The sequence below is a fragment of the Psychromonas aquatilis genome (assembly GCF_038155185.1).
In the GTDB taxonomy this organism is placed as follows: Bacteria; Pseudomonadota; Gammaproteobacteria; order Enterobacterales; family Psychromonadaceae; genus Psychromonas; species Psychromonas aquatilis.
On sequence record NZ_JBAKAZ010000025.1, the window covers coordinates 24619 to 45623 of the forward strand.

21 protein-coding genes are annotated in these 21005 nt (G+C 37.7%); 17 read left to right on the top strand and 4 right to left on the bottom strand.

The window, feature by feature from the left end:
• The first annotated feature begins 420 nt into the window (after positions 1-420).
• Entirely contained in the window at positions 421-1593 is a 1173-nt protein-coding gene (gene serC, locus V6256_RS08185; protein WP_341597647.1) for a 3-phosphoserine/phosphohydroxythreonine transaminase, read from the top strand.
• A 61-nt stretch (positions 1594-1654) separates the two neighbouring features.
• Here serC and V6256_RS08190 read toward each other — a convergent pair whose 3' ends face one another.
• Complete coding sequence (locus tag V6256_RS08190; RefSeq protein WP_341597648.1) at positions 1655-2644, bottom strand: LLM class flavin-dependent oxidoreductase; 990 nt, start codon at positions 2642-2644, stop codon at positions 1655-1657.
• A gap of 198 nt (positions 2645-2842) precedes the next feature.
• Here V6256_RS08190 and V6256_RS08195 point away from each other — a divergent pair, with 198 nt between their 5' ends.
• The 6 genes from V6256_RS08195 (at position 2843) to rnt (ending at position 6170) form a co-directional block, all read left to right on the top strand.
• Positions 2843-3460, top strand: coding sequence for a MarC family protein (locus V6256_RS08195; protein ID WP_341597649.1), 618 nt, complete (start codon positions 2843-2845; stop codon positions 3458-3460).
• Positions 3461-3502: 42 nt separating this feature from the next.
• On the top strand, positions 3503-3994 hold the full coding sequence (locus tag V6256_RS08200) for a GNAT family N-acetyltransferase (RefSeq protein WP_341597650.1): 492 nt from the start codon (positions 3503-3505) through the stop codon (positions 3992-3994).
• A gap of 99 nt (positions 3995-4093) precedes the next feature.
• Complete coding sequence (locus V6256_RS08205) at positions 4094-4489, top strand: phosphate-starvation-inducible protein PsiE (protein WP_341597651.1); 396 nt, start codon at positions 4094-4096, stop codon at positions 4487-4489.
• Positions 4470-4907 (top strand): GNAT family N-acetyltransferase, encoded by a 438-nt coding sequence (locus V6256_RS08210; protein ID WP_341597653.1) that lies wholly within the window; start codon positions 4470-4472, stop codon positions 4905-4907. Before V6256_RS08205 ends, V6256_RS08210 begins: the two co-directional genes overlap by 20 nt.
• A 165-nt stretch (positions 4908-5072) precedes the next feature.
• On the top strand, positions 5073-5294 hold the full coding sequence (locus V6256_RS08215; RefSeq protein ID WP_341597654.1) for a Rho-binding antiterminator: 222 nt from the start codon (positions 5073-5075) through the stop codon (positions 5292-5294).
• 264 nt (positions 5295-5558) lie between these two features.
• Positions 5559-6170, top strand: a complete 612-nt coding sequence (gene rnt, locus V6256_RS08220; RefSeq protein WP_341597655.1) for a ribonuclease T — start codon at positions 5559-5561, stop codon at positions 6168-6170.
• Between the two features lie 62 nt (positions 6171-6232).
• Here the strand turns inward: rnt and grxD are convergent, their stop codons facing one another.
• Entirely contained in the window at positions 6233-6568 is a 336-nt protein-coding gene (grxD, locus tag V6256_RS08225; protein ID WP_341597657.1) for a Grx4 family monothiol glutaredoxin, read from the bottom strand.
• 209 nt (positions 6569-6777) lie between these two features.
• Here grxD and sodB point away from each other — a divergent pair, with 209 nt between their 5' ends.
• Entirely contained in the window at positions 6778-7362 is a 585-nt protein-coding gene (sodB, locus tag V6256_RS08230) for a superoxide dismutase [Fe] (RefSeq protein WP_341597659.1), read from the top strand.
• A gap of 350 nt (positions 7363-7712) precedes the next feature.
• Here the strand turns inward: sodB and cysZ are convergent, their stop codons facing one another.
• Positions 7713-8498 carry a sulfate transporter CysZ gene (gene cysZ / locus V6256_RS08235; protein ID WP_341597660.1) on the bottom strand — a complete coding sequence of 262 codons (786 nt, stop codon included), beginning with the start codon at positions 8496-8498 and terminating at the stop codon, positions 7713-7715.
• Positions 8499-8879: 381 nt separating this feature from the next.
• Here cysZ and zipA point away from each other — a divergent pair, with 381 nt between their 5' ends.
• From zipA to V6256_RS08250, 3 genes are all read left to right on the top strand, one after another.
• Entirely contained in the window at positions 8880-9818 is a 939-nt protein-coding gene (gene zipA, locus V6256_RS08240) for a cell division protein ZipA (protein WP_341597662.1), read from the top strand.
• 140 nt (positions 9819-9958) lie between these two features.
• Positions 9959-11980, top strand: coding sequence for an NAD-dependent DNA ligase LigA (gene ligA / locus V6256_RS08245; protein WP_341597663.1), 2022 nt, complete (start codon positions 9959-9961; stop codon positions 11978-11980).
• Positions 11981-12100: 120 nt separating this feature from the next.
• Entirely contained in the window at positions 12101-12361 is a 261-nt protein-coding gene (locus V6256_RS08250; RefSeq protein WP_341597665.1) for a DUF5062 family protein, read from the top strand.
• 55 nt (positions 12362-12416) lie between these two features.
• Here V6256_RS08250 and dsbB read toward each other — a convergent pair whose 3' ends face one another.
• Complete coding sequence (dsbB, locus tag V6256_RS08255; RefSeq protein WP_341597666.1) at positions 12417-12950, bottom strand: disulfide bond formation protein DsbB; 534 nt, start codon at positions 12948-12950, stop codon at positions 12417-12419.
• Positions 12951-13164: 214 nt separating this feature from the next.
• Here dsbB and fadR point away from each other — a divergent pair, with 214 nt between their 5' ends.
• The 6 genes from fadR to serS are packed head-to-tail and all read left to right on the top strand — an operon-like array spanning position 13165 to position 20114.
• Positions 13165-13869, top strand: coding sequence for a fatty acid metabolism transcriptional regulator FadR (gene fadR / locus V6256_RS08260; protein WP_341597667.1), 705 nt, complete (start codon positions 13165-13167; stop codon positions 13867-13869).
• 59 nt (positions 13870-13928) lie between these two features.
• On the top strand, positions 13929-16436 hold the full coding sequence (locus V6256_RS08265; RefSeq protein WP_341597668.1) for a DNA translocase FtsK: 2508 nt from the start codon (positions 13929-13931) through the stop codon (positions 16434-16436).
• Positions 16437-16438: 2 nt separating this feature from the next.
• The gene (lolA, locus tag V6256_RS08270; RefSeq protein ID WP_341597669.1) at positions 16439-17050 is read left to right on the top strand and encodes an outer membrane lipoprotein periplasmic chaperone LolA; all 612 of its coding nucleotides are present in this window, start codon (positions 16439-16441) and stop codon (positions 17048-17050) included.
• Positions 17050-18378, top strand: a complete 1329-nt coding sequence (locus V6256_RS08275) for a replication-associated recombination protein A (protein WP_341597670.1) — start codon at positions 17050-17052, stop codon at positions 18376-18378. The genes lolA and V6256_RS08275 overlap by 1 nt, the downstream gene beginning before the upstream one ends.
• Positions 18379-18432: 54 nt before the next feature.
• The gene (crcB, locus tag V6256_RS08280; protein WP_341597672.1) at positions 18433-18819 is read left to right on the top strand and encodes a fluoride efflux transporter CrcB; all 387 of its coding nucleotides are present in this window, start codon (positions 18433-18435) and stop codon (positions 18817-18819) included.
• 8 nt (positions 18820-18827) lie between these two features.
• Entirely contained in the window at positions 18828-20114 is a 1287-nt protein-coding gene (serS, locus tag V6256_RS08285) for a serine--tRNA ligase (protein WP_341597673.1), read from the top strand.
• Positions 20115-21005: the final 891 nt, after the last annotated feature.

Here is a 21005-nt window from a genome sequence, read left to right on the forward strand (position 1 = left end):
TAATAATTATCCAAGTTACTTGAAAAGGGTGATTAAAAAGCAAAATAAGATTAAAAAATAGCGTTAAATGTATTCAAAGTAGGTCTCTAACAACAGCGAACGAGACGTTTACGATTACTTTGCATATAAGCTCAAAGCGTAAAGCGCCTAAATTTTCCACTTCTAATCTTTGGTTATTGATTTGTTGGTACTAATAAAAGCTAACTTTGGTGCTAATCGAACCACACAGCAAGTCGCATAATATTTACATTGATAATTGAAGTACTTTGATGACAGACAGTTATTAAATAAAACATAAATCCCCCAAGCAGGAATTAGATTATTGCAACTTATTGTAGGGCAGTGAGCATTCCACTTTTAACGTTTTGATTCTGGTTTATTAGTAACCAGATATTGTGAATTTGAAAGGATAAAAGAACAATGAATAGTATCCACCCAGCTCTGATAGGCTCTTTATCTTCAACAGCATCGCCAGAAAAAGTGATTAACTTTAGCCCAGGTCCAACATCATTACCTGAAGCGGTTGAGAAACAGATTGCTGCTAATTTTCAAAAGCCAGGTTTAACATCATTAGCACTTTCGCATCGCTCTCCTGAATTTATTGCTATTCTTGAGCATGCGGTTAATACAGCACGAAAAGTAATGGCTATTCCCGATGATTATGAGGTGCTATTTACCCATGGAGGTGGTCATGGACAATTCGCCGCTTTACCATTAAATCTTTGTCACGAACCCACTGACACGGCAACCTATGTGGTTAATGGCACTTGGTCTGCTCGCGGCTGTGATGAAGCTAAAAGATATTGCAATGTACAAACGATTGATGCTCAAGATACTAAAACAGGGAATTACTTAAGTTTTCCGGAATTAACAGAAGAAATAATTGATAAAGAAAGTAAGTATGTTTATTTATGCTCCAATGAAACTGTTAATGGCATTGAATTACATCGATTACCTAAACTGCCTGAATCACGTAAACATATTCCGTTAGTCGTTGATGCAAGCTCAGACTTTTCTACCAAGCCTATTGATTGGCATGGTTGTGGTGTCGGTGTGTTATTCGCTTGTGCGTCAAAAAACATTGGACACCCTGGATTAACAATAACCATCGTCCGTAAAGATCTTTTAGGAAAAGCATCGCCTTTATGTCCCGGTGTATTCAATTACACAACCAATAGTGAAGCGGGTAATTTATGGAATACACCGGCGACATTTAATATAGAAGTTGTTGGGTTAGTGATGGATTGGATTGAGCGAGAAGGGGGAGTAGAAGCTAACGAACAACGTTCAATAGCGAAAGCCAAAATGCTGTATGACGTTATTGATAATGCTAATGGATTTTATGCGACGCCTATTAACGATAAAAGCCTGAGAAGCCGTATGAATGTTCCTTTTAACATTGCTGGTGGCGATCTCGCGTTAACTGAGCAGTTTCTAATAGAGAGCTGGGAGCAAGGCCTGATCGGCCTTCGTACCTTAACACCTTTTGGGGTGGGCGATTACCTAAGAGCGAGTATCTACAATGGTATTACCCTAAAGCAAGTGACAACATTGGCTGAATTTATGGTTAAATTTGCGCAAAAGCATAGATAAATAACCCCTAACAGACCAAGCTAAGCACTTGGTCTGTTAATGATTAAAGGTTATTAAAGGTTTACCCTTTTGTCTGCATCAGTATTTCTAATGCTTTATTTCTTAAATTTGAATCATATAAATCATTTGTGAAAATGAATTCGTCAACATTCAATTGTGCTGCGATCACCTCTAATTTATGCTTAATAGTATTGGCGCTACCAATCACACTCAGGCTTAAAAAGTTATCTACCTGTGCTTTTTCTTGTGCACTCCATAAACCATCCATACTATCAACGGGAGGTTGTAACCATAAACCTTGACCGCGCATTAATGCTAAAACACGTTGCTTTGAAGTCGTTGATAAATATTGAGCTTGTTGATCTGTTTCAGCAGCCACAACCGGCAGTGCCAGCATAAAATAGGGTTTATCTAAGGCCGCTGAAGGTTGAAATTCACGGCGGTATAATGCAACTGCTTCTTGTAAAAATTGTGGTGCAAAATGCCCTGCAAATACATAGGGTAATCCTTTTTTAGCAGCTAATTGGGCACTAAACAAACTTGAGCCTAATAACCAGATTGGAATGTTGGTATTCTCTCCTGGGATGGCACGTATTCTTGATTTTCCGTCATAAGGACCTAATAGTTTTTGTAGTTCTGAGACTTCTTCTGGAAAATGTTGAGCTCTATTGGGATCGCTATTTAAAGCTTGACTGGTTGCGGAGTCACTACCTGGAGCGCGTCCTAAACCGAGGTCTATTCGTCCTGGATATAAGCTTTCTAATGTACCAAATTGTTCAGCAACGACTAAAGTGGAATGATTCGGCAACATGATACCGCCAGAGCCAACTCTAATATTCTTGGTTTGGCCTGCAATATGTCCAACTAGTAGAGAAGTCGCAGAACAAATAATACCAGGCATATTATGATGTTCAGCTAACCAAACTCGTTGATAACCAAGTTGGTCTGCTTGTTGTGCATATTCAGTGGTCTTTTGTAGTCTACTAGACGTACTTTCTCCTTCGATCATAGGAGCCAGTTCTAGTAATGAAAATGGAATGTTAGAAAGCAAATGAAACCTCTGGGCTGTGCCTGTGCTGAGAAAAATAGTTGAATTGAATAAATAGACATGGGGGCTTTTTTGTTAAAAACAAGCAAAGCGGCATTTAGTTTTATTGTATTGTAGATGCCTAAACGGTTTCACTCGAGCTATCCATTAAGAAATGGTAAAGTGATATTTACTGTAAACTTCATGCTATAAAGGATTGATATGAATGAGTTATATACACAAATATTAACCGTTTTTATGGGCTTTTTTGCAATCATGAATCCGATTGCGAATACTGCTGCTTTTGTGGGTTTGGTAGGTCATAAAAATGACGGCGAAAAGCGTAAGATAGCAGCGAGATCGATTATCCTCACCTTTATTATCATTGTTCTATTTTCTATGCTCGGTAAATTAATTTTTCATCTGTTTGGTATTACCTTACCTGCGCTAAGAATTGCTGGTGGCATATTGGTGTTTCTAATTGGTTATCATATGTTGAATGGCTCTGGCTCTAAATTACACTCACCAGAAAACAATGATGATTCCGATATTGCTGTTTCACCTTTAGCTGTACCGTTATTAGCAGGGCCTGGTACGATTGCCACGGCGATGAACTATTCTGCATCAGGTAGCACAACTGGGCTACTTATCACTGTTTCAGTTTTTGCTTTTCTTTGCTTGGTGACTTTCTTATGTTTTGTTTTTAGTTCAAAAATCCTGACTGTTATAGGTGATGGGGCATTAAGTATTACGACACGATTAATGGGATTAATTTTGACTGTGATCGGTGTACAAATGTTAATTGAAGGGGTGACTGAAGCCTTTCATATTACAGGTTAAATTGGGTTGTTTATATAATGGTTATTGTAGAGGTTAGTTTTTATGAGTGAGTTAAGTTTTCGTGAAGCCATTACGTCTGATGTAGACCGTTGTTTTGAAATTGAAAGCATGGCTTATGCAGGTGAAGAAGCAGCAACCAAGGAAAAGATCCTGTTAAGAATACAAACTTACCCAACGGGGTTTATTGTATTAGAAAACCAAGATGAAATTATTGGTTTTATTAACTGTGGCACCACTGATAATGTGGTACTGTCCGATGAAGAATTTAAAGCGTTAGTGGGGCACGACCCAGCCGGTAAATATGTTGTTGTGATGTCAGTTGTTGTTGATCCTAAATACCAAAGAAAGGGGATGGCTAGTCGTCTATTAACAGAGTTTATTAAGCGAATGAAAGCGCTTCATAAATCTGAGATTTACTTAATTTGCCAATCTGAATTTATTCCTCTATATGCAAAACACGATTTTGTATTGTTAGGTGAGTCCGATTCGTCTCATGGTGGATTAAAGTGGCATGAAATGTCTTTATCGTTATAAAGAGATAATATAATTTATTGATTATAAAGTTAAATTTGATATTGTGCGGGAAGCAGTTTAAGCGTTAAATTAGCTTTTATTTTGACAAGGAATAGTGACATGAAAGATGTAAAAGAAGCAGGTTATAAAGCACTCTCGTTTGTAGAGCATATGGGATTATTTACGATTGCAATTTTAACTGTGATTGCGATGGGCAGTGAAATTTGGATCGTTTTTGAAAATAGAGAAGTTACATTAGCTGACTTACTGTTGTTATTTATTTATTTAGAAGTGATTGCCATGGTGAGCTTATACTTAAAATCAGGGCGTTTACCGGTAAGGATGCCACTTTATATTGCCGTTGTTGCATTAGCGCGTTATTTAATCTTAGATATGAAAAATATGGAAGTGGTCAAGCTACTAGGTGTTGCAGGTGCCATATTATTGATTGTCGTGGCTATTTTAGGTATTCGTTTTGGCCATATTAAGTACCCTTATGGCAACACAGATAACTGAGCTGTTTTATCAAGCAGTGCATGCAGTTGACTCTTCTATCTATTCCGTACCACAAAAAAATGCATGGGCACCAAAACCTATCAATTATAAACAATGGCGAGAACGCCTTGCTATTAAAAAGCCCTTCGTGATATTCGATAATCAGCTGGTTATTGGTTTTATTGAACTAGAAGAAGACGGCCATATTGATTGCCTGTATGTTCATCCTCAATATCAAGGGCTGGGGGTTGCAACGCAATTAGTAACCTATGTCATAGCGCAAGCAAAAAACAGAGGCTTAACCGCACTTTATGTTGAAGCATCTATCGTTGCAAAATCACTTTTTGAGCAATGCTATTTTACCGTGACAAAGCAAAACACAATAATTCGTAATGATATTAGTCTGATTAATTTTTCGATGTATAGAGTACTGACATAGAATGAGCACATAGGTAACTTATGCATCTACTGCTGAGTATAAGGTCACCTATAAAGTAGGACAAAGAAGTATTGTAAAGGGTGTGATTTGAGCAAAGTATAACAAGTCATTTACTGATACGTTAATTAGTGTCAATTTTTTAAAAAATAATACGGGAGAAATCATTTGATAAGCTGTCAGCAGTACGACTACATTGAGCTCGTGTGTATGTACCATTATCCGCTTCTCTTAACCCTTACTTCTGGTCAACCACTTGAAGGTATTGCAGGAGATGAGTGTATATTGATCAAAGTTAAAGATCAGCATCTTAAGGTAGTCTTGACTGAGATCACTACTTTAACGGTGACTGTTACTAATCCACATCTCACTACGATTCGCTTTGAGTAATCAATACCATTACGTCATCATTTAGTAATGCTATTAAGTGATGACCTAAGTGCTTAGTCAGTTGGCGCATAGATGATTTGGTATGTTTGTGTGTGACTTTTTCAGTAATGAGTTTGGTCTATCGCCCGAACTCATATTAAATGCTTCCTAAATGATACGATTCACTGGCTTTTTATATTAATTTCCACAAATATCCCCTGTAAAATTATGCGCAGTTTTCGCTTTCTGGCATAATATCGCGAATTTTCAAAGTAGAGAGATGTAATGGATAATAAATTAGTAGATCGTTTCAGAGGTTATTACCCGGTCATCATAGATATTGAAACATCTGGTTTAGATTCACAGGTCCATGCGATTTTAGAGATAGCAGCTATTTTTCCGAAAATGGATGAGCAAGGATACTTAACCAGCGTTGATAAAATTCATTTTCACGTTGAACCTTTTGAAGGGGCTGAATTTGACCCGAAAGCATTGAGTTTTACAGGAATTGATCCTTTTAATCCATTAAGAGGCGCGGTTGATGAGCGTGAAGCATTAACTGAAATATTTAAAAAAGTACGCAAGTATCAAAAACAAAATGAGTGTAATCGTGCGATTATAGTTGCTCATAATGCAACTTTTGATCAAGGGTTTATCAATAAAGCAACAGAGCGTTGTAATCTAAAGCGTGTGCCATTTCATCCATTTGCTTCATTTGATACGGCCAGTATGGCGGGATTAATCTTAGGCCAAACGGTTTTAGCTAAAGCTTGTGCAGAAGCAGGCGTTGATTATGATAATAAAGAAGCACATTCAGCCTTATATGATACGGAAGTGACGGCAGAACTGTTTTATTACATGGTTAATCGTTACAAAGCGCTAGGTGGCTGGAAGTAGAGGTTATTGGCGAGAATAAAAAAAGGCTATCGAAATAGCCTTTTTTAAATACTGTTAGGTCATTATTCAGCAGCAGCGTTAGCTTTTTCTGCAGCAGCTGTAATCAATGGTTGTAATTCACCTTGTTGGAACATTTCCAAAATGATGTCACAACCACCAACTAATTCACCCTCTACCCATAATTGTGGGAAAGTAGGCCAGTTTGCATATTTAGGCAGTTCAGCACGAATGTCTGGGTTTTGTAGAATATCTACGTAAGCAAAAGGCTGTCCACATTGCATTAATGCTTGAGATGCTTGCGAAGAAAATCCACAGCTAGGCAATTTAGGCGAACCCTTCATGTATAATAGAATAGTATTTTCGCTTAGTTGTTCTTTAATTTTATCTAATGTTTCCATTACGTTTCCTCTGGCGTTACAATATTGTTAAATAATTGCACATTATAACACTTGTTGTTGTGCAATCTATCTATGTGTTTACAAGCATTCTATCACAGATATAAATTGATCTAGCTCAATTTTTGTAGTGGATTTTTATGCTCAAAGTAAGTATAAATAGATACTTGTAAAATAAATAAACCCCCCAGCCTTTATTAGGAGAATTAACAATGGCTTTTGAATTACCAGCATTACCTTACGCAAAAGACGCATTAGAACCACATATCTCAGCTGAAACGTTAGAATTCCACCACGGTAAACACCACGCTACTTACGTAGCTAAGTTAAACGGCTTAGTTGAAGGTACTGATCTTGCTGAAAAATCTTTAGAAGAGATCGTTAAAACTTCTGAAGGTGGTGTTTTTAACAATGCAGCTCAAATCTGGAACCACACTTTTTACTGGAACTGTCTAGCACCAAATGCTGGTGGCGAGCCTACTGGTGAACTAGCTGCTGCAATTGATGCTGCATTCGGTTCTTTTGCTGAATTCCAAGCACAATTAAACGACAAAGCTGTTAACAACTTCGGTTCTTCATGGACTTGGTTAGTTAAAAAAGCTGACGGTTCTCTAGAAATCGTTAACACTTCAAATGCAGGAACACCACTTACTGAAGAAGGTACTACTCCACTTCTAACAGTTGACCTATGGGAACATGCTTACTACATCGATTACCGTAACGTTCGTCCTAACTACCTAAACGGTTTCTGGGCACTAGTTAACTGGGAATTTGTTGCGAAAAACTTCGCTGCATAAATTTGATTGAGTGGTAGTGGTTTAACACTATTGCAATTTGAAATTACAAAAGCCTATCTCATTTTATGAGGTAGGCTTTTTTTATTGCTTGTAAAGTATGAAAAAGAATCAAGCGGTTGGTTGTGTTTATACCAATTATATTAAATAAGTGATCTAAATTTTGCGCAGAAAAAATGACTGAGTTCAAGGCGTAATTTGAGTTAAATAGTTGTTCTATTTGCGAAAATTACAACGAAGAAATAAGTTATTTTAACAAGTAAAATAGATCAGTTAATTAGTGTGATTGGTATTAGTAAGCAACTGGACTAATTAAGCTGCTTGCTAAAACGAGCTTAAGATGAAATAGAAGCTTAACGTTGAGGCGAAACAGTGACTGATTCGCTTAATGCTTGCTCTTTATATAAATCGACCCAAGCAGCAGTCGCACCACATACAGCAATAGGCATAATAATAAAGTTAAGCACTGGAATCGTCGTACAGAAGCTAACAATCATCCCAAAGGTGATATTCTTAGTCATTTTTTTACCCAGCGTTTTACGCATCATGGCAAATGATACTTTGTGATTATCAAAAGGGTAATCTGCATATTGAATCGCCATCATCCATCCTGCAAAAATAAACCAGACAATAGGGGCGATAGTTTGGCCTATCACAGGTACCCAAAATAAAATAAGGCAACCTAGGATTCGCGGTAGGAAATACAACCATTTTTGACACTCACGTTTTAAAATACGCGGTAAATCTTTGAATAAGTCTTGCCAACCATCATCATTAACCGTCTGTTTAGTAAGTAGGATTTCAGTTTTCTCTGCTAATAAGCCATTAAAAGGTGCAGCAATTAAGTTAGCAACCGTGGAAAATAAGAATGAAAAAACAAAAAGAATAGAAAAAACAATAATTGGCCACAATATATAAGATAACCAACTCAGTAGCTCAGGGAGCATTTGCATGTAGCTCTCAATCCAGTCTGTAATACTAGAAAATAAAAACCAGAATGCAGAAGCAAAAATAAGAATATTAATGATCAATGGCACCAATACAAAGGTGCGTAATTTAGGGTGACGTAATAATTTTGCGCCTTTTATTAAATAATTTATTCCCGAAAGCGGTTGATTGACAACATTGTTACTGTTCATGATAGAGCCTTATTAATAATATATAGGTGCATGATACTCAAAGGCTAAAACTCATCAAGAAAAATTTAAACTAAAGCAGAAGGTATCAAGGTGGATAAACCACGAGTTTTATGGTGTCACTGCCGCTTGTATTCGATGACTGCCATCCAACTTAGGTTTCCCAAAAATCTTCACTTAAATTTTACCTTGGTATTATGATAAGCCAGCCAATTATTTGGCAACGTTGGCATTGCGACGAATATCTTTTTTTTCAGTTTTTTAAGTTATAATTTTTACTTACTATTTAGCTTTAAAAATATACAAAGAGCCCCATAATTGATAGTAAAAATAACTTAAGTACCCGTTTTATAAAAAAATCATTGCAAATGATAGACGGAGAGCTTGATACAAGGTAATTTAGTAGGTCATAACCTTATTTATAATGGATTAAGAGATACAATCATGCAGCACTTCCAATCTATTCTGATCGCCATTGGCATTTTAGCTATTGCCGGTGTATTAATTCATGGTTTTTTAACTAATCGTAAAGAACAATTAGCACAAAAAGAACTTGAACAAGAACAATATGATGAACAGCACATTGATGATGATCTTGAACAGGAAAGTGACGATTCTCAGCTAGAAACTGATTTAAATGATATTGCTTTTTCTGAGTCGCGTGAAAAAGATGACTACGATAACTTTAACTTTACTTTTGATGAGTATGAACCGGTAGAGCACGATGTAGAGAATGGTGTAGAAAATACAACATCAGTTTCTGAAGTTAAAGAAGGTGAATCGTTAAAGCCTGTTGACGCTGACGTGATCACTGAAATTCCAGTTAAAGATTTTCATATGGCGGAAGCGATAGAAAAATCAAATCAACCAGAAATAACTGAAGAGCCCGCTGCTGAGCCAGAAGAGACGGATCAAGTTGAATTATTTATTTTTAACGTCGCTGCTAAAGGGGATAACCGATTAGGTGGGCATGAGTTATTACAGTTTTTCTTAACCTCAGGCTTTCGCTACGGCGATATGAATATCTTCCATCGCCATGAAAACTCTGATGGTACCGGTGAAGTACTGTTTAGTATTGCTAATATGATGGCACCAGGTACATTTGATTTAGATACGATTGAGCAATTTAACTCGCCGGGTATCTCTTTCTTCTTTACTGCCCCTAACCCTAAAATTAGTGTTAATGAAGCATTTGAGTTGATGTTAAGAGCAGTAGAGCAGGTCGCTGAAGAGTTTGATTGTGATGTATTGAATGAAAAACGTGAAATGTTTACCTCTGAGCAATTTCATGAATACCAGGATCGTTTAAAAAAATATAACTAACTTCAATTGTGATTGATGATAGTGATATTATATTGAAAAATCACAACGTAATAGTTTGTCCCGAGCTGGGTTAACATGATTTATTAAAAACCTCGTTTTCGAGGTTTTTTTGTTAGTAAAATAAATAAGAGCCAAGAACAATGAATGATAAAGTTAGTAGTGCAAAACAACAAATCCAAGAAATAAGCTCCTTACTAGAAGAGTATAATTATCAATACTATGTTCAAGATGCTCCTACCGTTCCTGACGCAGAATACGATCGTCTCTTTCACACTTTAAAACAACTTGAGACGGATTACCCTGAATTACTTTCTGCTAATTCACCAACTCAAAAAGTAGGTGGCACACCTTTATCTAAATTTGAACAGGTGACGCATAAAATACCGATGTTGAGTTTAGATAATGTTTTTGATGAAACATCGCTCAATGATTTTATGAAGCGTGTAATGGATAAATCAACCTTAGATGAGACGGCCTTTTGTATTGAACCTAAGCTCGATGGGTTAGCTGCAAGTATTATTTATGAAAATGGCTTACTGGTCCAAGCTGCAACGCGAGGTGATGGCTTAACTGGTGAGAATGTAACGGAAAACGTTAAAACAATTGCCAACTTACCGCTTCGATTACGTGGTGATAATATCCCATCACTATTAGAAGTACGCGGTGAAGTATTTATGCTTAAAGCCGGCTTTAATAAATTAAATGAAGGCTTAGTCGCCGCAGGTGAGAAACCATTTGTAAACCCTAGAAATGCGGCTGCAGGTAGTTTACGTCAACTAGATTCTAAAATTGCAGCATCAAGACCTTTAGCGTTTTATTGTTATTCTGTTGGTGTTTTTGAAGGTGAGCTAGCAAATAGCCAATATCAACGAATTGAGCAATTAAAATCGTGGGGGCTACCTGTTTCAAGTGAAGTTAAACGAGTTGTTGGTGAAGATGCATGCCATGATTTTTATCAGAATATTTCTGAAAAGAGACCTTCGCTAGCCTATGAAATTGATGGAGTAGTTTATAAGGTTGATGATATTAAATTACAGCAAGAAATGGGCTTTGTTGCACGTGCTCCACGCTGGGCTACAGCTTATAAGTTTCCAGCTGAAGAAGCCGTAACCGTTGTTGAAAATGTTGAGTTTCAAGTGGGCAGAACTGGTGCGATAACCCCTGTTGCAAAACTAAAACCGGTCTTTGTTGGTGGCGTGACCGTGTCTAATGCGACCTTGCATAATAAAGACGAGATAGAAAGACTAGGTATTTTAATCGGTGATGTTGTAGTGGTGCGTCGAGCGGGTGATGTTATCCCGCAAGTCGCTAGAGTGGTTATTGAGCAAAGAGAATCGCAACAAACTCGAGAAATTGTATTTCCTGAAACGTGTCCTGTCTGTGATAGTGATGTGGAGCGTATTGAAGGCGAAGCGGTGACGCGATGTACTGGTGGGTTATTTTGTGAAGCGCAACGTAAGCAAGCGATTAAGCACTTTGCGTCACGTAAAGCACTCGATGTAGATGGTTTAGGCGATAAGCTTGTTGACTTACTGGTGGATCATAAAATGATCAAAGATCCTTCGCAGTTATTCTCATTAACTGTTGCGCAATTATCAAGCTTGCCAAGAATGGGTGAAACATCAGCTAAAAAATTAGTTAATAACTTACAACTTAGCAAAAAAACCACCTTAGCGCGTTTTTTATATTCACTTGGTATACGTGAAGTAGGGGAAGCAACGGCAGCTAATTTAGCTAATCACTACAAAACCCTACCTGCTTTGAAAAAAGCAAGTATTGAATCGTTAAAAAGTGTTAGTGATGTGGGTGAGATAGTGGCAAAGCATCTCTACTACTTCCTGCGTCAAGAGCATAATTTAGAAGTGATTGATCAACTTATTGGTGCAGGTATACACTGGCCTGAAATTCAAGAAGTGGATGAAAGTGAATTGTTATTGTTAGATAAGACGTTTGTTATTACCGGCAGTTTTAATGCGATTTCTCGTAATGATATTAAGGCTGCTTTGCAAGCACTAGGGGCAAAGGTAGCGGGTAGTGTATCTAAAAAAACTAATACATTAGTCGCAGGTGAAGCCGCGGGCTCTAAATTAGCAAAAGCCACTGAATTAGGGATTGAAATTTTAGATGAGCAAGCAGTTTTAAAATTATTAGGTAAAAGTTAATGTGAGCTAATAGCTTAAGTCAGACTTAACAATAACCGATATTGATGAATGTGATGTGTGGTACTGGATAGGAATAAGTGTCATGCAGCTATAAAATGCTAAAAAGTAAAGGGACTAAAAATGAAGAAAATTAAGAACGAATCTCAGCTATTACAACATGCCATTAAATTAGGTGCAGCTTATGCAGTGCAACGAGGTTATGTTGGTATTGATAGCACTACATCAGCAAAAGATAAACAGGAATGTATTTATCGTTTATTAGTGCAAGATAAGCTAATTAACCCATTAGCTGAGGCAGATGAGAATACGGCTAATATTCGTCATAAACTGGTGACATGGATTATTAAAAAGTTACCAGCAGATCACTCATTATTGAAGTAGTGTAAAGAGCGAGCTGAATAGCTATTATTCAGCTCGTATTTTGCGGTTAACAGCCTTATTTTGCTTTTGAAGGCAAGATTGCTGCAATGAAAACAACAACAAATAGAGCGGTATAAATAGCATAACTAACAATTAACCATTGTGGCATTGAATATCCTAAGAATGTCCACACAATATCAGAGCAAGTTCCAGTAGGGTTAAATAACCAAGGTGCTATTTCATGTAATGGTAACCATTCTGGAAAGTTTGGGAAAAAGTCGCAAGTTGCAAAAGGTGAAGGATTCATTTGGTAGTCAGTGTGCTCCATTGCAAGCAATAGCCCCCAAATTGAACCTGTTGCCCATACCGCAAAAGCCGTTAAGCGGATAAACAGATTATTTGGAGCAGTTGCACCGATTAAACCCGCAGCAAGTATTGCTAATAAAGTTAAACGCTCGTAGATACACATTACACAAGGTTCTAATAGCATAACGTGTTGAAAAAAGAGGGCGCTCAGCTCTAATACGAAAGCGCTTAATGCTAATAATAGCCAAGGCCAACGCTGTCGCGATAGATTTTTAAAATCAGAACAAAAAACATTTGCAGTCAATGGGAGCTCCTAATAAAGTATTTAGATTAACTTGCGGCTATTGTACCCATTAAAACTGCAATATAAACAGAGATTTATTAAATCTTAAGCGAACAATATAAGAAATTTTATTTTCACTTTATTTTTTGGTACTGTTTTTCTAAACAGTCACCTTTAGCGTGAATGATTATGTTAAGATGTAAGTAACTGATATCGGATGATGAAAAACATGATAATGAAAGTTAAAGGACCTGCTGATGTAGCAGAACAATACCTGATAGAGTCAATTTGGAATGGCACAATACCAATCCATTCTGAATTACCAGCGGAAAGGCTTTTAGCCGATAAAATAGGTGTAACACGAACTACTTTGAGGGAAGTTTTACAGCGTCTTTCGAAGGAAGGGTGGATCACTATTCGTCATGGTAAAGCAACAAAAGTAAATGATTTCTGGGAAACGTCAGGATTAAACATTTTAAGTACAATAACTCGTTTAGATAAGGAACATCGTGGCGATTTTATTGACCAACTAATGTCAGTTAGAACAAACATTAGTACTATTATTCTTCGCATGGCCGCAAAGCATAATAGTAAAAGTATCATTGAATTCTTAGAAGATATTCCAACAGTTGATGCGAGCAGTGAAGTATTCACTGAATTTGATTATCGTTTCTACCATCATGTTGCTGTGTCATCAAATAATATGATTTATGTATTAATTTTAAATGGCCTACAGGATTTATATCGTAAAGTAGGTACTTTTTATTTTTCAAACAACGAAGCAAAATTAATTGCATTGTCATTCTATGCCGATATAAAAAGGGTATTTGAGCTCGGCGATGGACAACAAATTATGCAGATAGTAAGGGATTCAGCGTTTACCAGTGGTAAAATTTGGCTACGCCTACGCGATCAACTACCTGATGATTTTTTAGATTAAGTTATTGTATTTTTTTATTTATATGCCATTGAGCATTTTTTATTGTTAGGGTTATTTTCTTGTCAAATAGCAAATTATTAAACCACCTTTCCGCGGTGCAAAAGTTATTCGAAGTAGGGATCATTATCAGTGCGTTTATCGCTATCTTCATTACTTTGTCATTATTTACCTTTTCTCCTAATGATCCAAGTTGGTCACAATTACACTGGGTTGCTGAAATAGAGAACTCGGGCGGAAAAGTGGGGGCCTGGATAGCCGATATATTATTTTTTACCTTTGGTTTTTTAGCTTACCTTATTCCAGTGATGATTGTGTCATTGGCCTGGATGCTTTTGTGGAAGCCAAAACTGAAACTTGAAGTAGATTTTTTAAACCTAAGTTTACGTATTGTGGGCTTTATTTTTACCTTCTTTAGTTTAAGCGCATTAGCCGCATTAAATATCAATGATTACATGGAATATACTTCCGGTGGCTTAGTAGGCGAAGTGTTATCACAAAGTATGTTAGGCTTTTTTAGCTTACTGGCGGTCAACCTAATCCTATTAACTTTTTTAGTCTGTGGTACAACCTTGTTATTTGGTTTTTCATGGATCCGTTTAATTGACGGGCTAGGGGAGCACACTTTAAAAGGCTTAGCCTGGATAAGAAATCTACCGACTTTAATAAAAGAGATGCTTGAAAACCGTTCTGAAAATAGCGAATCACGTTACCAAGAAAAACAGCAAAAGTTACAAGATAAGCTAGAAAAAAGACTGGAAAAGCAAACCAAGAAAGCACAAAAGAAAAGTAAGCAAGCGGTTGAAGAGGTAGAGGAAGTAGAAGAAGCAATCGACTTTTCTGATGATAATGAACCTGATCATGAACCTCGCTTTGAAATCGATGAGGCAGAAGATGAGCAGACACCTGCACTTCATTTAGACCGTATCGATTGGGGAGATGACGATAAGACTGAAGAGATCGTGATTGATCAAGAAGAGGAACCTGAAGTTGCGAAAGTAAAACCTAAAACAGACTTTTCTCATTTACCAGAACACGCAAGACCGGTAGAACGTTTTGTTGCAGATACAACAATCGCGCCATTGCCTAGCATTGAGCTATTGGACAGACCTGATAAAAAGACCAATCCAGTGTCACAGGATGAACTTAATAGTGCAGCACGATTAGTTGAGACTAAATTACTTGAGTTTAAAATTAAAGCAGAAGTAGTGAATGTGCTACCGGGACCGGTGATCACACGGTTTGAATTAGCATTAGCACCAGGTATGAAAGTGAGCACTGTAAGTAGTTTAGAGAAAGATTTAGCGCGCGCATTATCTGCAATGAGTGTTCGTGTAGTCGATCAAATACCAGGTAAATCTGTGATTGCACTAGAGCTGCCAAATCGTCATCGAGAGATTGTTTATATTTCTGAAGTATTAGATTGTAAAAAGTTTGAAGAAAGTAAATCTTCTTTAACCATGGTCTTAGGTGCAGATATTTCTGGCTTACCTGTGGTTGTTGATTTAGCGAAAATGCCGCACTTATTAGTGGCTGGTACGACGGGCTCAGGTAAATCTGTTGGTGTGAACTGTATGTTAGTGAGTCTATTATACAAATCATCTCCTGAAGATTTACGCATGATCTTGATCGATCCTAAAATGCTAGAGTTAAATGTTTATGAAGGCATCCCACATCTCTTAACAGAAGTGGTTACAGATATGAAAGATGCTGCAAACGCACTACGCTGGTGTGTTGGTGAAATGGAACGTCGTTACAAACTATTAGCTGAAATTGGTGTCAGAAACTTAGCAGGCTATAATGCCGCAGTTAAAAAAGCGCAAGCAGCAGGTGAACCATTATTAGATCCACTATGGAAACCAGGCGATAGCATGGCAGAGAGCGCACCAGAGCTAGAAAAACTACCTGTAATTGTAGTGGTAGTCGATGAGTTTGCCGATATGATGATGATCGTAGGTAAAAAATGTGAAGAGTTAATCACGCGTATTGCTCAAAAAGCACGTGCTGCTGGTATTCACCTCATTTTAGCGACACAGCGTCCATCTGTTGATGTTATTACCGGTTTGATTAAAGCGAATATTCCAACACGTATTGCTTTCCAAGTATCGAGTAAAATTGACTCACGTACTATTCTAGGTCAACAAGGCGCAGAAACATTATTAGGCCATGGTGATATGTTGTATATGCCACCTGGTTCAGGTATGCCAACGCGTGTACACGGTGCTTTTGTTGATGACCATGAAGTACATAAAGTTGTTGCAGACTGGAAAAAACGCGGTCAGCCTAATTATGTGCAAGAGATCCTTGCTGGTGATGCAGATTTAGACATGCTGTTACCAGGTGAACAAAGCGAAGGAGAAGAAGAAATTGACGCTTTATTTGATGAAGTGGTCGCGTTTATTACTGAAACAAGAAAAGTCTCTATTTCAAGTATTCAACGTAAATTCCGTATTGGTTATAATCGCTCAGCGCGTTTAGTTGATCAATTACAAGCTCAAGGTGTGATTAGTGCACCTTCTGGTGCAAACAGTAACCGAGATGTACTAGCACCACCGCCTATTAAGGATTAAAAATGAAAAAGAATATTATCGCTGTTATATGCCTATTTTTTACAATGGTAACTTTTGTTTCAGCACAAACAGACAGTGAGTTATTACAACAAAAACTGGCGAAGTTTAATGCATTAGATGCAGATTTTTCGCAGCAGGTTATTAGTCCTGAAGGTAACCTTATTCAAGAAAGCTTAGGTAAACTGGTTATTTCTCGACCTGGTAACTTTTACTGGGAAGTAACTTCTCCTGAGCAAGAATTAATTGTTTCTAATGGCATTGATGTTTGGCTGTATAGTCCTTTCATTGAACAAGTGACGATTATGAACTTCGCTGATGCGATTGCAGGTACACCGTTCGCACTATTATCAGGAGCAGATGCTGCTGACTGGGCTAATTTTACGGTGAAAAAAACAGGTGAAGAGTTTGTTATCAGTAGCAATGACAGTAATAGTCGAAATAAATTTGTTTTCCGTTTTGATAAAGACGATAAGATCGCCGGCTTTTCAGTGATTGAAGAGTTAGGTCAAAAAAGTGTGTTTACGTTAACCAATAACATTAACGCAAAACCATTAAATGACGATTTTTATAATTTTAAAATTCCGTCAGGTGTTGAGATAGACGATCAACGCTAATGCAAGATCTATTCTCAGTCGATAATCAATTCCAACCGTTGGCCGCGCGTATGCGGCCGCGTAATTTTGACCAATATATTGGCCAATCACACTTAATCTCTAAAGATAAGCCGTTACGAAAAGCCCTAGAAGCTGGTTTTGCTCATTCAATGATTCTATGGGGACCTCCTGGAACAGGCAAAACCACATTAGCCGAGTTAATCGCAGAATATTGTGATGCGCATGTCGAACGTTTATCCGCAGTGACCTCTGGTATTAAAGAGATTCGTTCTGCCATTGATATTGCTAAACAAAATCAAGCCGGTGGCCGACGTACTTTATTATTTGTAGACGAAGTACATCGCTTTAACAAAAGCCAGCAAGATGCTTTTTTACCTTATATTGAAGATGGCACCTTTTTATTCATTGGTGCGACAACAGAAAACCCTTCATTTGAATTAAATAACGCATTGTTATCGCGAGCACGTGTTTATTTATTAAAAAAATTAACAGAAGATGAAATTATACAGGTCATTGATCAAGCATGTCAGTCAAGCAAGGGCTTTGCTGATTTTAAGGTCGAATTTGATCAAGGTGTATTGGATAAACTGGCTCAATTAGTACAAGGTGATGCAAGAAAAGCACTGAATTATTTAGAGCTGCTGACCGATATGGCAGAGCCACAGCAGGGCACATTACGCATTGATACTTCATTATTAATGGAAATAGCAGGTAGAGAAGGCGTTAGCTTTGATAAACAAGGTGATCTTTTCTATGATTTAATTTCTGCTTTCCATAAATCAGTGAGAGGATCTGATCCTGATGCGGCCTTATATTGGTTTGCACGAATGCTAGCAGGTGGTTGCGATCCACTGTATGTGGCTCGTCGTTTGTTAGCGATTGCTTCTGAAGATATTGGCAATGCAGACCCTCGTGCAATGCAAGTGGCGATGTCTGCCTGGGACTGCTTTACGCGAATTGGCCCTAAAGAAGGTGAAAGAGCGATTGCACAAGCTGCTGTCTATTGTGCCTGTGCAGCCAAAAGTAATGCAGTCTATACTGCCTTCGCAAAAGCTAAACAAGCTGTAGAAGCTTACCCTGATTTAGAAGTGCCACCTCATTTACGTAATGCACCTACAGAGTTAATGAAATCCTTAAACTATGGCCAAGAGTATCGTTATGCTCACGATGAAATTGGCGCTTATGCGGCAGGTGAAGTTTATTTACCTGAAGCATTACAAGGTGTCGAATTTTATCATCCTGTTGAGCGTGGATTAGAAACTAAAATAGCCGAGAAGCTACGTTATTTGAAATCCAAAGATCAAGAAAGCGATATAAAGCGTTATTAGCTTCTAGTTAGCTACCAACAAACCAACAGCTATTATGTTGAAATAGAGAAAAATATGAACAATTTAGTTATGAATATTGCCTTTGTTGCCTGTGGAGGTGCGTTCGGGGCAACTTTCCGTTATTTAATTGGTATTGGGATAGTCAATCTCTTTGGAAAAGGTTTTCCTTTTGCTACACTTACCGTCAACGTAATTGGTTCGTTAATTATGGGTTATATCTTTCAGTTGGTTCAACAAGAATCAATCTCTTCAACACCTTGGTGGCCATTAATTGGTGTCGGGTTTTTAGGTGCATTAACCACATTTTCATCGTTCTCAATGGACAGTTTATTATTACTGCAGCAAGGTGAGATATTTAAAGCAATGCTTAATGTAACATTGAATGTAGTGGTATGTTTGATTGCAACGTATCTAGGTACTTTATTAGTTTTGAAAGGTTAGGGAATAAGATGTTAGACGCAAAGTTTTTACGTAATGATATTGAAAATACAGCGGAATTATTAAAAAAACGTGGTTTTGATTTAGATGTTAATTTGTTAACTTCACTAGAAGAAAAAAGGAAATCACTACAAATTACGACAGAAAATCTTCAATCAGAGCGTAACACACGTTCTAAAGATATTGGGCTAGCAGCGAAACGTGGCGAAGATATTAAGCCGTTACGTGAAGCAATGAATGTATTAGGTGAAGAGTTAGAAAAAGCAAAAGAAGAATTTGCTGTTGTTAGTGAACAAATCAAAAAAATTGCTGATGCTGTGCCTAATCTACCGCATGAATCTGCGCCTATTGGTAAAGATGAAAGTGAAAACGTAGAAGTATTAACTTGGGGTACACCTAAACAATACGACTTCGAGGTAAAAGATCACGTTGAATTAGGTGAAGCATTAGGTGGGTTAGACTTTAAATCTGCAGTGAAAATTTCAGGATCTCGTTTTATTGTAATGCAAGGTCAAATTGCAAAACTGCACCGTTCTTTAGCACAATACATGCTGAACTTGCATACTAATGAGCATGGTTACACTGAGTTATATGTACCGTATTTAGTGAATGCAGATAGTTTGTATGGAACGGGTCAGCTGCCTAAATTTGGTGATGATCTTTTCAACACAAACCCAGCAACGGAAGAAGGCATTGGTATGTCTTTAATCCCGACAGCTGAAGTACCATTAACAAATATGAGTCGTGATGTTATTTATGATGAGACAGATCTACCGATCAAAATGACTGCGCATACACCTTGTTTCCGCAGTGAAGCTGGTTCATATGGTCGTGATACACGTGGTCTAATTCGTCAACATCAATTTGATAAAGTAGAAATGGTACAGCTTGTAGATCCTGAGAAAAGCTTCGAAGCATTAGAAGAATTAACAGGTCATGCAGAGCAAGTACTTAAAAACTTAGAACTACCTTACCGTAAAGTAGTTTTATGTACTGGTGACATGGGCTTTAGCGCAACTAAAACATATGACTTAGAAGTATGGTTACCAGCACAGAATACGTACCGTGAAATCTCATCTTGTTCAAATGTTGGTGATTTCCAAGCGCGTCGTTTACAAGCTCGTTTCCGTCGTAATGGTGCTAAAAAACCTGAACTATTACACACATTAAATGGTTCTGGCTTAGCTGTTGGTCGTACTTTGGTGGCGATTTTAGAAAACTATCAATGTGCAGATGGCCGCATTGAAATTCCTGAGGTTCTACAGCCTTACATGGGTGGATTAACACATATTGGTTAATGGTAAGTTAATCCATTAATATGATGTTTAGAAGGGGCCTTAGGCCCCTTTTTTGTATCCGTTACAAAATATTAATTGGCTTTATTTGATACCAATCTAAGTAAAAATATGATCCAATTGATTTATCTATTACGATTAAAGCGACTTAAAGTGGAGCATATAAAAAAGACAGATTTTAAACTGCTTGCCCGTAAGCAAACTTCATTACAAATGAAAATGCGTTTACTGGCTTTAACACATTTTCAAGATGGCATTCACGAACCCAAATTACTCAGTCTCTAAAAGTGAGTCGCAGAGCTTCTCGGCTCATGATACTAAGCTGGCGCTTAATTCACCCACCACCCTAGAGTAGCATTGACATTCGCTTCGGGGCGGTGACTTTAGTCTTCCTGCCTGCGTCAATCCCAAAGACAAAACAATGTTCCTGAAAAGGAGTCGCAGAGCTTCTCGGCTCATGATACTGAGCTGACGCTTAATTCGCCCACCACCCTAGAGTAGCATTTCTGGCAGAAGTGATTTTAAGTATTCTAGGTTTATAGAACACTCTCCAAATATTTCGGACCCTTTACTGGTAGTATTGACGTTCGCTTCGGGGCGGTGACTTTAGTCTCCCTGCCTGCGTCAATCCCAAAAACCAAAACAAACGTCATCTAAGTAAAATGCAACAAGGTAAAGAACGAAGTGCTTTGTTTTATTGACTGCACCTTACTAGTAGTACTGACGTTTGCTTCGGGGCGGTGACTTTAGTCTCCCTGCTTGCATCAAATCAAAAACCAAAACAAACTTCATCTAAGTAAAATGCAACAAGGTAAAGAGCGAAGTGCTTTGTTTTATTAACTGCATCTACAAGGGAGGCTGAAGCCACCGCCCCAAAGACAAAACAATGTTCCT

What these genes read in the sequence shown, in the direction of transcription:
- V6256_RS08205 (WP_341597651.1), top strand. Translation starts at nt 4,094, where the DNA reads ATGAAAGATGTAAAAGAAGCAGGTTATAAAGCACTCTCGTTTGTAGAG.
- serS (WP_341597673.1), top strand. Translation starts at nt 18,828, where the DNA reads ATGTTAGACGCAAAGTTTTTACGTAATGATATTGAAAATACAGCGGAA.
- V6256_RS08200 (WP_341597650.1), top strand. Translation starts at nt 3,503, where the DNA reads ATGAGTGAGTTAAGTTTTCGTGAAGCCATTACGTCTGATGTAGACCGT.
- V6256_RS08210 (WP_341597653.1), top strand. Translation starts at nt 4,470, where the DNA reads ATGGCAACACAGATAACTGAGCTGTTTTATCAAGCAGTGCATGCAGTT.
- cysZ (WP_341597660.1), bottom strand. Translation starts at nt 8,498, where the DNA reads ATGAACAGTAACAATGTTGTCAATCAACCGCTTTCGGGAATAAATTAT.
- serC (WP_341597647.1), top strand. Translation starts at nt 421, where the DNA reads ATGAATAGTATCCACCCAGCTCTGATAGGCTCTTTATCTTCAACAGCA.
- fadR (WP_341597667.1), top strand. Translation starts at nt 13,165, where the DNA reads ATGAAAGTTAAAGGACCTGCTGATGTAGCAGAACAATACCTGATAGAG.
- V6256_RS08195 (WP_341597649.1), top strand. Translation starts at nt 2,843, where the DNA reads ATGAATGAGTTATATACACAAATATTAACCGTTTTTATGGGCTTTTTT.
- lolA (WP_341597669.1), top strand. Translation starts at nt 16,439, where the DNA reads ATGAAAAAGAATATTATCGCTGTTATATGCCTATTTTTTACAATGGTA.
- V6256_RS08275 (WP_341597670.1), top strand. Translation starts at nt 17,050, where the DNA reads ATGCAAGATCTATTCTCAGTCGATAATCAATTCCAACCGTTGGCCGCG.
- ligA (WP_341597663.1), top strand. Translation starts at nt 9,959, where the DNA reads ATGAATGATAAAGTTAGTAGTGCAAAACAACAAATCCAAGAAATAAGC.
- sodB (WP_341597659.1), top strand. Translation starts at nt 6,778, where the DNA reads ATGGCTTTTGAATTACCAGCATTACCTTACGCAAAAGACGCATTAGAA.
- crcB (WP_341597672.1), top strand. Translation starts at nt 18,433, where the DNA reads ATGAACAATTTAGTTATGAATATTGCCTTTGTTGCCTGTGGAGGTGCG.
- grxD (WP_341597657.1), bottom strand. Translation starts at nt 6,568, where the DNA reads ATGGAAACATTAGATAAAATTAAAGAACAACTAAGCGAAAATACTATT.
- V6256_RS08250 (WP_341597665.1), top strand. Translation starts at nt 12,101, where the DNA reads ATGAAGAAAATTAAGAACGAATCTCAGCTATTACAACATGCCATTAAA.
- rnt (WP_341597655.1), top strand. Translation starts at nt 5,559, where the DNA reads ATGGATAATAAATTAGTAGATCGTTTCAGAGGTTATTACCCGGTCATC.